The sequence below is a fragment of the Actinomadura soli genome, from assembly GCF_005889715.1.
Classification (GTDB): Bacteria; Actinomycetota; Actinomycetes; order Streptosporangiales; family Streptosporangiaceae; genus Spirillospora; species Spirillospora soli.
Window position 1 is genome coordinate 1 of record NZ_VCKW01000280.1, and the last position, 10,211, is coordinate 10,211.

Genomic DNA, 10,211 nt, shown 5'->3' on the forward strand with positions numbered 1-10,211 from the left:
CCTGCCCCCGACACCTCCGGAGCCCCCGCCGCCTGATCCCAAAGGGCACCTCCGGAGCTCCCGCCGCCTGACCTCGGCACCTCTGGAGCCTGCGCCGCCTGACCTCAATGGACACCCCGGAGCCCGCGCCGCCTGACCCCAAAGGACGCCGGCGCGCAGGTCGTGGAGGCCCCGTTCGCGCTGACATGAACCACCTGCGCAACCACGCGACAACCTCAACGCCTGCGATCGCGACCGAAGGCAGGTTTCGAGCCTGCGAGAAACCTGATCGCGCAGCGAGCCGCCAGGCGAGACGAAGCGATGCAGCGATCGCGCGCAGTGATCGACCATGGAGGGCCGCCAAGGCCCGAAGGAGGAGAGCACTGCAATTAACACCATCTCAGACCCTCTAGGCTTGAGGATATGGCCGAGTACATCTACACGATGCAGCGTGTGCGCAAAGCACATGGCGACAAGGTCGTCCTGGACGACGTCACCCTGCACTTCCTTCCAGGCGCGAAGATCGGTGTCCTGGGACCGAACGGCACCGGTAAGTCGACGCTGCTGCGCATGATGGCCGGTCTGGAACAGCCGTCCAACGGGGACGCGCGCCTCATGCCGGGGTTCACCGTCGGGATGCTGCAGCAGGAGCCGCCGCTGAACGAGGAGAAGACCGTCCTCGGGAACGTGCAGGAGGGCGTCGCCGAGACCAAGGCGATGGTCGACCGGTTCAACGAGATCGCCGAGAAGATGGCGACGGACTACTCCGACGAGCTGATGGAGGAGATGGGCAAGCTCCAGGAGCAGCTCGACCACCGCAACGCGTGGGATCTCGACAGCCAGCTGGAGCAGGCGATGGACGCGCTGCGCTGCCCGCCCGGCGACGCCGAGGTGACGAACCTGTCCGGTGGTGAGCGCCGCCGCGTCGCGCTGTGCAAGCTCCTGCTCGAAGCCCCTGACCTGCTGCTGCTGGACGAGCCCACCAACCACCTCGACGCCGAGAGCGTCCAGTGGCTGGAGCAGTTCCTCGCCAAGTACGAGGGCACCGTCCTCGCCGTCACGCACGACCGGTACTTCCTCGACAACGTCGCCACCTGGATCCTGGAGCTCGACCGGGGCCGCTGCTACCCCTACGAGGGCAACTACTCCGTCTACCTGGAGAAGAAGGCCGACCGGCTGAAGGTCGAGGGCAACAAGGACGCCAAGCGCAAGAAGCGCCTCCAGGACGAGCTTGAGTGGGTCCGGTCGAACCCGAAGGCGCGGCAGACGAAGAGCAAGGCCCGCCTTGAGCGGTACGAGGAGATGGCCGCCGAGGCCGCCAAGACCCGCAAGCTGGACTTCGAGGAGATCCAGATCCCGCCGGGCCCCCGCCTGGGCAACACGGTCATCGTGGCGGACAAGCTGACGAAGGGCTTCGACGACCGGCTCCTCATGGACGACCTGTCGTTCAACCTGCCGCCGAACGGCATCGTCGGCGTCATCGGCCCGAACGGCGTCGGCAAGACCACGCTCTTCCGCATGATCATCGGCGAGGAGCAGCCGGACGGCGGTGAGCTGCGGCTCGGTGAGACCGTCAAGGTGTCCTACGTCGACCAGGGGCGCGGCGGCATCGACCCGAAGAAGACGGTGTGGCAGGTCGTCTCGGACGGCCTCGACCACATCAACGTCGGCCAGGTCGAGATGCCGTCCCGCGCCTATGTCGCGGCGTTCGGCTTCAAGGGGCCCGACCAGCAGAAGCCGTCGGGCGTCCTGTCCGGCGGCGAGCGCAACCGCCTGAACCTGGCGCTGACCCTCAAGCTGGGCGGCAACGTCCTCCTGCTGGACGAGCCGACCAACGACCTCGACACCGAGACCCTGTCCAGCCTGGAGAACGCCCTGCTGGAGTTCCCCGGCTGCGCCGTGATCACGTCGCACGACCGGTGGTTCCTGGACCGCATCGCGACGCACATCCTCGCGTGGGAAGAGGGCTCGAACTGGTTCTGGTTCGAGGGCAACTTCGCCGACTACGAGAAGAACAAGATCGAGCGCCTGGGCGCCGACGCGGCCCGCCCGCACCGCGTCACGCACCGCAAGCTCACCCGCGACTGATCCCCGCCGCCTACGAGAACCCCAAGGCCAGTGAACACTGGCCTTGGGGTGACCTGCGTCATGGCTCCTGTTCCCTGTGCCACTTAGCCGGGTTGCCGCGTGATCACTTCTGCGGGCCGGGACGGCGACCGAATTTTGTTTGTGACCGTACGATGTTGCGGCTGGATTTCCCATTCTGTTTCGTCCCTGACATTGGATATCAATGCAGGTCACGAGGGCGGTGTCCGCACATCGGGTATGACCTGGCGGTCATTGATGTGCCGATCACGCTCCGATATCGGTGCAGGTAATGAGATTATTTGAGATAGATGTCAACGTTTGTGGCCTCTGACGGCAGTTATATGCGTAACACTGCTGGGGCGGAAGTCGCTCTCAGCATCGCGCGGATACCCGAGGAGGTCCCCGTGTTCGAGTCGCTGTCGTGGGAGGTCGCCGTGGTCGTCATGTCCACCGGCTCGGGAGCGCTGTGGTGAACGCGGATCGGGCGGACCGGGAGGCCCGCGAGACGCTGTCGTCGTTCCCCGCGTTCTACCGGTACTGGATGCCGCGCATCACCGGCTACCTGCGCTCCCAGACGTCCGACGGCCGCTGGGTCGAGGACATCGCGCAGGAGAGCATGCTCGCCGCGCAGCGCCGGTGGGACGAGCTCGTCACCTACGACAAGCCGGGCGCCTGGCTGTTCCGGGTCGCGACGACCATGCTGCGGCGCTGGCAGGCGAAGGCGCGCGAGCAGTGCACGTCCCTGGACGACATGATCACGCGCGGGGACGCCGGGCTGCCGAGCGCCGGGGAGCGCGGGACGGACGGGCGCCTCGACCTCATGGACGCCGTGCGGAGCCTGCCGCGCCGCCAGCGGGAGGCCGTCGCGCTGCACTGCCTGCTGGAGTTCCCGATGCCGGAGGTCGCCCGGATCCTCGGCATGAGCGAGGGCTCGGCGAAGACCCACGTGTACCGGGCGCGCAGGCGGCTGGAGGAGCTGCTCCGCGAGCCCGCGGTCGAGATGGAGGGCCGGAGATGAACCTGGACGGCGTGCTGGCCGCCGCCGCGTCGGCCATCGTCCGGATGCCCGAGGACGAGTTCGCGGTCAGCCTGGCGCGGCTGCAGGAGGAGTTCCGGCGGCAGCGGTACGACGACATCGCCTGCGCGCGGCACGCGGCGTTCGTCGACTCCCTGGAGCTGGACCGGGCCGCCTACGAGCTGGGACGCCGCCACGACGCGGACGGCAACCTCGGCGAGGCGGCCCGCTGGTACCGGATCGCGGCCCGCAGCGACCACGCGGACGCCGCGCTCTGCCTCGGCCGGACGCTCGACCTGCTCGCCGACCGGTGCGCGGCGACCGGTCCCTACAGCGTCCAGCGGGAGGAGCTGCACCTGATCACCGAGGCCGCGCAGGCGTACGCGGAGGCGTACGCGGCGGGCTACACCGAGGCCGCCGACCGGATCGACGAGATGCTGGCCGCGTTCACGCGCAGGCAGCGGCTCCCGGGCCCGGGCCGTCCGCGGCCCGAGGCCGAGCCCGACGCGGCCTCCTGCGCGCACGTCCGCGACTTCGTACCGGCCAACGGCGTGCTGAGCGACGAGGAGATCCAGGAGCTCAGCCGGCACGCGGCGCAGTGCATGTCGTGCCTGGAGGACTTCGTCGACCTGGTCCGGGCCGCGGCCTCCGCGATCCCGACCGGGGCGGTGGCCGACCCGTTCGCGTCGGCCCGGTGACCCGGGGCCCCGGCCCCCGGTGACCCCGGGGCCGGGGGCGGCCCGTGGGGGACGGCCCGGGCCGGTCGACCTCTGCCGGTAACATCGAGCCGGACCGGTTCCCCGTACCCCCAGGCGAGGACATGCAGCAGACCGATCTGCCCGCGGCCGAGTACCGGCACGTCTACGAGTTCCACGTCCGGTTCGGCGACATCGACTCCCAGGGCCATGTGAACAACGTCAAGTTCCTCGGCTACCTGGAGGACGCGCGGCTGGAGATGTTCCACGGCGACCCGGTCCGCAAGGGGGAGCAGCCGGTCCGCGGCATGGTGATCTCGCGGCATGAGATCGACTACCGGCAGCCGCTGCTGCCGACCGTCTACCCGGTCCGGGTGGAGACGTGGGTGACCGAGGCCCGCGCCGCCTCGTTCACGCTGGCCTACGAGGTGCGGGACGACGAGAACGTGTACGCCGAGGCCACCTCGACCCTCGTCGCGTTCGACCCGGAGACGAACCGGCTGCGCCGCTTCACCCCGGCGGAACGGGAGTTCATCGGGCGCTACACGGCGCCTACGGCGTGACCGCCCTCGCCGGTCCGCCGCCCCCGCTGGACGCCCGCCTCCAGCCGGGGGTCCGGCTCCGCGTCGTGCAGATGGCGGACGCGGAATCGCTCGCCGCGCTCTACGGGGCGAACCGCGACTACCTGCGTCCCTGGGAGCCGGTGCGCGACGACTCGTACTTCACCGTCGACGGGCAGCGCGACAACCTGCAGTGCCTGGTCGAGGCGTACGCGACGGGGGACATGTGGCCCGGCGTCATCCTGGTGGACGGTGAGGTCGCCGGACGGATCACCCTCAACAACGTCCTGCGCGGCCCACTCCAGACCTGCTTCGTCGGGTACTGGGTGGCGCGCGCGCACGCCGGACGCGGTGTCGCGACCGAGGCCGTGAGGCAGGCACTGGACGTGGCGTTCGACGGCCTCGGCCTGCACCGTGTCGAGGCGTTCACGAGGGTCGACAACCATGCGTCCCAGCGCGTCCTGCAGCGGAACGGCTTCACGGCCGTGGGGACGGCCCGCCGCCACATCCATGTCGACGGACGCTGGCACGACGAGCGGTTCTTCGAGCGCCTTGCCCCCTGGGACGACGGCATAGCCCTCACCCCACCCGCCTCCCGGTCTTCGGTCTGACGCCGTCTAGCGATCATTCTTACCGGGTATTACCGGAAAGAATGAGTTCGTCCTCGCCAGAGAAAGCGTCCTATGTCCCCCTATCTCGCTGCATGGATCTTCTGGATCCTGATGTTCTTCGCCATCGAAATGCCCGCCGTGTTCAACCGGAAGCCCGGCGACACGCTCTCCGAGCTCGTCTGGAACGTCTTCGCCATTCGCGGCAAGCCCCTCGGCTGGCAGATGCGCCGGCTGGCCCTCGTTCTGGGCCTCGGATGGCTGGTCGCCCACTTCCTCACCGGTGGTGCCGTCTGACCGTTGTCGTCCCGGACTGGCCGGGTGACAACCGAGCTGTCACGGATAGATAACAAGCACGGCAGCAATCCGTTTTCGGCCCACTTCTCGCTCTAGTGTCGCGACGCGAATGTGGAGATCCCACGTGGAAGGGGCATAAATGCGGCGCGTCTCACGAGGAGCGATGGCACTGCTGCTCGCCGCGGGTGTGACCGGAGTCGGCGCCACGACGGCGCAGGCGGTCACGGACCGGGCGGACACTGCCCAGGCGGGTACGGCCCAGGCCGGCGACATCCTCGACCGGCTCAAGGCGATTCCCGGGATGCAGGTGACGGAGAAGACCTCGACGTTGCCCGGCTACCGCTGGTTCTGGCTGGAGTACAGGCAGCCGGTCGACCACCGCAACCCCAAGGGGCAGTGGTTCGAGCAGCGCATCATGCTGCAGCACAAGTCGACCGACCGGCCCATGGTGCTCTACACCAGCGGTTACAACACGCCGGAGGTGATGTTCACGTCCGAGCCGACGGCGCTGGTCGACGGCAACCAGATCTCGCTTGAGTACCGTTACTTCACCCCGTCCCGTCCCGAACCCACGGACTGGACGAAGGACAACATCTGGCAGGCCGCCACCGACGAGCACCGGCTCATCCGCGAACTGAAGAAGATTTACAGCACCAAGTGGATTTCGACGGGCGCGAGCAAGGGCGGCATGACCGCCGTCTACCACAAGCGCTTCTACCCGAATGACGTCGACGGCAGCGTCGTCTACGTGGCCCCGAACGATGTGAACAACAACGACGACCGCGCCTACGACGCGTTCTTCAGGTCGGTCGGCGACGATCCCAAGTGCCGCGATCACCTCAAGGCCCTCGCGCGGGAGTTCCTCAAGCGCCGTCCCGCCATGCTCGAGCGCTTCAAGGCGGCCGCCGACGCGGGCGGCTGGACGTTCGAGATCCTGCGCACGCAGGACCGCGCGTTCGAGAACTCGGTGATGGACTACGAGTGGGCGTTCTGGCAGTACAGCCTGCAGTCCGACTGCGCGGCCCTGCCGTCGCTGGACGCCTCCGACGACGACCTCTACAAGTCGCTGGACACCATCGCCGGTCTCTCCTTCTACAGCGACCAGGGCCTCGCCCCGTACATCCCGTACTACTACCAGGCGGGCACCGAGCTCGGCTGGCCCACGCCGAAGTTCAAGCACCTGCGCCCGCTGCTGCGGTACGAGAGCAGCTACCAGCCGCGCACCTACGTCCCGCGCGACATCCGGATGCGTTTCGACAACGGCCGCGCCATGCGCGACATCGACGGCTGGGTGCAGCGGAACGCGAACCACATGCTGTTCCTGTACGGCTCGAACGACCCGTGGGGCTCCGAGCCGTTCCGCCTCGGCCGCGGCAGCCGCGACTCGGCCGTGTACACCGCGCCGGGCCTGAACCACTCCGCACGCCTCATCGACAAGCTGTCCGCCGACGAGAAGGCCAAGTCGATCGCCTTCGTCAAGCGCTGGGCGGGCGTCGAGGCCGGTGTGCAGACGCTCAAGACCGGACCGTTCGCCGACGACCCGCTCCAGCTCCAGCGCCCGCCGCTGTAGCGAACCCCGTGCCATAGCGGGGCGTTCCGCTGTAGCGGAAACCTGCGGTGTGCCGTGCCGTGCGTTGACCCCTGACACGGCCGGCACGCCGCGTCCGCTTTCAGCGGGTGGTGAGCCAGGCGGCGGTGTTGCCGGGCAGAAGGTCGCCGTACAGGGGAGTGCTGGTCAGGAGCGGGCGGCCCGGCGGGAGGCGTATCGGGCTCTCGCCGCAGTTGACCGCGCAGGTGAGCGGGCCACGCCTGAAGAACACGGCCGTGTCGGGGGAGTCGAGCCACTCCATGTCCTCGGGCAGGTCGTCCCGCAGGCGGCGGCGCAGGGCCAGCGCCTCGCGGTAGAACGCCAGCATGGAGGACGGGTCGGACGCCTGCGCCTCGACGGTCATGGACGCCCACCCGTCCGGCATCGGCAGCCATGGACGGACGCCGTCGGGCGAGAAGCCGTAGGGCTCCGCGATGCCCGACCAGGGGAGCGGGACCCGGCAGCCGTCCCGTCCCGCCCGCCGCCCGTTCGTGCGCGTCCAGATCGGGTCCTGTCTTGCCTCGTCGGGGAGGTCGGTCACCTCTGGCAGGCCCAGTTCCTCCCCCTGGTACAGGTACGCCGACCCTGGCAGCGCCAAGAGCATCAGCAGTGCCGCCTTGCCTCTCACCTGTCCGATGCCAGGGATGCTCTCCGGCTGCTCGTACCGGGTGACGTGCCGAATGGAGTCGTGGCTGGACAGCACCCAGGTCGGTGCGGCTCCCGTAGGGGCGACGGCCTTGATCGCGGCTGTCACCACGTCGCGGAACGCCGTGGCCGACCACGGGGCGAGCTGCAGGTCGAACTGGAACACCTGGTGAAGCTCGTCTGGACGCAGGTAGAGCGCGAGGTCTTCGGCGCCGTCCGTCCATACCTCGCCTATGGCCATGCGGTCGCCGTCGTACTCGTCCAGGATCTGCCGCCATTTGCGGTACACGTCGTGGACCTCGGGACGGCCGTACATGGGGCCGTTCAGCAGGCGGCGGGCTCGTCCGTCCAGGTCGGGGAACGTCTCGTCCTTGAACAGGCCGGCGGCCACGTCGATGCGGAAGCCGTCCACGCCGCGGTCGAGCCAGAAGCGCAGGACCTCCTCGAACTCCCGCCGCACGTCGGGGTGGCGCCAGTTGAAGTCGGGCTGCTCGCGCGCGTAGAGGTGCAGGTACCAGTCGCCGTCGTCCACCCGCGTCCAGGCCGGGCCGCCGAACGCGGACGGCCAGTCGGTCGGCGGCCGCTCCTCACCGGGACGTTCACCTGGCCTGCCTGACCGGAACATGTAGCGGGACCGCGCTGGTGACCCGGGCGGCGCGGCGAGCGCCTCCTGGAACCAGGGATGCCGGTCGGACGAGTGGTTGGGCACGATGTCGACGATCAGCCGGAGGCCGTGCGCGTGCGCGTCCTCCACCAGGGCGTCGAAGTCACCGAGCGTGCCGAATCGCGGGTCGACGTCCCGGTAGTCGGCCACGTCGTAGCCGCCGTCGGCGAGCGGCGAGGTGTAGAAGGGGGTCAGCCACAGCGCGTCGACGCCGAGGTCGCGCAGATGGCCGAGCCGGGACCGGATCCCCTGGAGGTCACCCTCACCGTTCCCGTCGGAGTCGGCGAAGCTGCGGACGTACACCTCGTACACGACGGCGTCGCGCCACCACGGGATTCGCGTCATACAGGGCGATCTACCCGCTTACGTCGGGGCGTTCACCATGCTCTGCGCGGCCATCGTGAAGTAGTCCCAGAGCTGCTTCTCCAGATGCTCGGGCAGCTCCAGCTCGTCGACCGCGTCCCGCATGTGCCGCAGCCAGGCGTCCCGTTCGGCGAGGCCGATGACGAACGGGACGTGCCGCATCCTGAGCCGGGGATGCCCGCGCTGCTGACTGTAGGTGGTGGGGCCGCCCCAGTACTGGATCAGGAACAGCCGCAGCCTCTCCTCGGCGGGCCCGAGGTCTTCCTCGGGGTAGAGGGCGCGAAGGTCGGGGTCGTCCGCGACACCCTGGTAGAAGCGGTGGACCAGCCGGTGGAAGGTCTCCTCGCCGCCGACCGCTTCGTAGAAGGTCACCTGTTCAGCCATAGCGCCTCCCACCCTATGTGAGAGCCCGCGCGTACCTCACCTGATCCACTAGGGCGTGGGGGTGGCGACCGTCACGCCCGCCTCGTCGAACGACCGCTTGACGCGTTCGCGCAGCTCGCGGGCGACGTCGCCCTGCTTGCCCGGCGCGGTCTTCAGCACGACGCGGATCACGAGGGCGTCGCCGGCGAGCGCCTGCACGCCCCACACCGCGGGCGCCTCCAGGACGAGGTCCTTCCACCGCTCGTCGGCGGCCATCTCGTCGGCGGTGGACTGGAGGATCTCCTTGACCTTCTCGGTGTCCTCGTTGATGTCGACGGGGATGTCCAGGACGGCCCGGCCCCAGTTCTGCGACTCGTTCCCGACCTTCTTGATCTCGCCGTTCGGGACGTACCAGACGACGCCGTCCATGTCCCGCATCCGGGTGACCCGCAGCGTGACGGCCTCGACCGTCCCCTTGGCGGTGCCCACGTCGATGAAGTCGCCGACGCCGTACTGGTCCTCCAGCAGCATGAACAGCCCGGCGAGCAGGTCCTTGACGATGTTCTGCGCGCCGAAGCCGACCGCGACGCCGATAACGCTCGCGCTGGCCAGGACCGGCGCCAGGTTCAGGCCGAGCGAGCCGAGGATGCTGAACGCCGCCGTCCCCATGATCAGGACGGACGCGATGGACCGCAGCACCGAGCCGAGCGTCTGGGCGCGCTGGGCCCGCCGCTTGTTGAGCAGGGCGGGGGTCCCTTCGAAGACCGTCCGGGACCGTTCCCTGGCCCGTTCGGTCATCGTGCCCTCGGCCATCCGCACGGTCACCCTGGTGATCATGCGGTGCGCGACGCTCTTCAGGATCAGCGCGATCACAAAGGTGACGACGACCCAGAAGAGCGTCGTGAGGGCGCCGTCGAGCCACGTCGAGAAGAACTTCGTGAACCCGGTGTTGTGCGAGACGTTCCAGACGAGCCGGCACGCGGTGGTCGGCGTCGGGTCCCCGCAGGCGGATTCGGGGGACCCTTCCTGCGCCCACGGCAGGAACGGCTCGGCGGCGAGAAGTGACATACGGCAGACCCTCCCCGGCCATTGTGGTGCCTGGACACCTCGCCGTGGACCCGCGGCGGGCTCGGAGCCGATCGTAGGGGACGTGTCCGACCGGTTCGTCCCGAGGTCCGCGAGGTCGGGCGTGGTGCCGTGGCCCGGCCGGGGAGGGCTGGTCCGGCGAGCGTGTCCCGCGAGGTCCGCGGCTGCCGCGCCGTTCCGGCCACGGCCCCGCGGGACACGCCCGGTCTCAGGGGACGCCGGTCAGGCGGCGTCCGCGCTTCTCCGGGAGGGGTCTGGGG

General features: G+C 69.2%; 10 protein-coding genes and 1 pseudogene. 8 read left to right on the forward strand and 3 right to left on the reverse strand.

Annotation, left to right across the window (positions count from 1 at the left end; genetic code table 11):
- Window positions 1-402 precede the first annotated feature (402 nt).
- The 8 genes from ettA to ETD83_RS34940 all read left to right on the forward strand — a co-directional run bounded on the left by ettA (window position 403) and on the right by ETD83_RS34940 (window position 6,812).
- On the forward strand, window positions 403-2,067 hold the full coding sequence (gene ettA / locus ETD83_RS34910) for an energy-dependent translational throttle protein EttA (protein WP_138649479.1): 1,665 nt from the start codon (window positions 403-405) through the stop codon (window positions 2,065-2,067).
- Between the two features lie 341 nt (window positions 2,068-2,408).
- Entirely contained in the window at window positions 2,409-2,540 is a 132-nt protein-coding gene (locus tag ETD83_RS45585; RefSeq protein ID WP_268920533.1) for a hypothetical protein, read from the forward strand.
- Window positions 2,537-3,085 carry an RNA polymerase sigma factor gene (locus ETD83_RS34915; RefSeq protein WP_138649480.1) on the forward strand — a complete coding sequence of 183 codons (549 nt, stop codon included), beginning with the start codon at window positions 2,537-2,539 and terminating at the stop codon, window positions 3,083-3,085. The genes ETD83_RS45585 and ETD83_RS34915 overlap by 4 nt, the downstream gene beginning before the upstream one ends.
- A complete protein-coding gene (locus tag ETD83_RS34920) occupies window positions 3,082-3,780 on the forward strand; it encodes a hypothetical protein (RefSeq protein WP_138649481.1) in 699 nt (232 codons plus the stop codon). Before ETD83_RS34915 ends, ETD83_RS34920 begins: the two co-directional genes overlap by 4 nt.
- Before the next feature lie 122 nt (window positions 3,781-3,902).
- On the forward strand, window positions 3,903-4,340 hold the full coding sequence (locus ETD83_RS34925) for an acyl-CoA thioesterase (RefSeq protein ID WP_138649482.1): 438 nt from the start codon (window positions 3,903-3,905) through the stop codon (window positions 4,338-4,340).
- On the forward strand, window positions 4,337-4,948 hold the full coding sequence (locus tag ETD83_RS34930; RefSeq protein WP_205718048.1) for a GNAT family N-acetyltransferase: 612 nt from the start codon (window positions 4,337-4,339) through the stop codon (window positions 4,946-4,948). Before ETD83_RS34925 ends, ETD83_RS34930 begins: the two co-directional genes overlap by 4 nt.
- Before the next feature lie 72 nt (window positions 4,949-5,020).
- Window positions 5,021-5,242: a hypothetical protein gene (locus ETD83_RS34935; protein ID WP_138649483.1), complete on the forward strand. Its 222-nt coding sequence runs from the start codon at window positions 5,021-5,023 to the stop codon at window positions 5,240-5,242.
- A gap of 163 nt (window positions 5,243-5,405) precedes the next feature.
- Entirely contained in the window at window positions 5,406-6,812 is a 1,407-nt protein-coding gene (locus tag ETD83_RS34940; protein ID WP_230421384.1) for a S28 family serine protease, read from the forward strand.
- A gap of 100 nt (window positions 6,813-6,912) precedes the next feature.
- On the opposite strand, the gene ETD83_RS34945 is transcribed toward ETD83_RS34940, so the two are convergent.
- The 3 genes and pseudogenes from ETD83_RS34945 to ETD83_RS34955 all read right to left on the reverse strand — a co-directional run bounded on the left by ETD83_RS34945 (window position 6,913) and on the right by ETD83_RS34955 (window position 9,933).
- A complete protein-coding gene (locus tag ETD83_RS34945) occupies window positions 6,913-8,484 on the reverse strand; it encodes a glycoside hydrolase family 13 protein (RefSeq protein WP_138649485.1) in 1,572 nt (523 codons plus the stop codon).
- Between the two features lie 24 nt (window positions 8,485-8,508).
- Window positions 8,509-8,874, reverse strand: a pseudogene (locus tag ETD83_RS34950) (globin); the annotation flags it as partial.
- 60 nt (window positions 8,875-8,934) lie between these two features.
- Complete coding sequence (locus ETD83_RS34955) at window positions 8,935-9,933, reverse strand: mechanosensitive ion channel family protein (protein ID WP_138649486.1); 999 nt, start codon at window positions 9,931-9,933, stop codon at window positions 8,935-8,937.
- Window positions 9,934-10,211: the final 278 nt, after the last annotated feature.

Bases quoted from the DNA above. Each gene is read 5' to 3' on its own strand.
- ETD83_RS34940 (WP_230421384.1), top strand. From the start codon at position 5,406: ATGGCACTGCTGCTCGCCGCGGGTGTGACCGGAGTCGGCGCCACGACG.
- ETD83_RS34955 (WP_138649486.1), bottom strand. From the start codon at position 9,933: ATGTCACTTCTCGCCGCCGAGCCGTTCCTGCCGTGGGCGCAGGAAGGG.
- ettA (WP_138649479.1), top strand. From the start codon at position 403: ATGGCCGAGTACATCTACACGATGCAGCGTGTGCGCAAAGCACATGGC.
- ETD83_RS34945 (WP_138649485.1), bottom strand. From the start codon at position 8,484: ATGACGCGAATCCCGTGGTGGCGCGACGCCGTCGTGTACGAGGTGTAC.
- ETD83_RS45585 (WP_268920533.1), top strand. From the start codon at position 2,409: ATGCGTAACACTGCTGGGGCGGAAGTCGCTCTCAGCATCGCGCGGATA.
- ETD83_RS34920 (WP_138649481.1), top strand. From the start codon at position 3,082: ATGAACCTGGACGGCGTGCTGGCCGCCGCCGCGTCGGCCATCGTCCGG.
- ETD83_RS34925 (WP_138649482.1), top strand. From the start codon at position 3,903: ATGCAGCAGACCGATCTGCCCGCGGCCGAGTACCGGCACGTCTACGAG.
- ETD83_RS34935 (WP_138649483.1), top strand. From the start codon at position 5,021: ATGTCCCCCTATCTCGCTGCATGGATCTTCTGGATCCTGATGTTCTTC.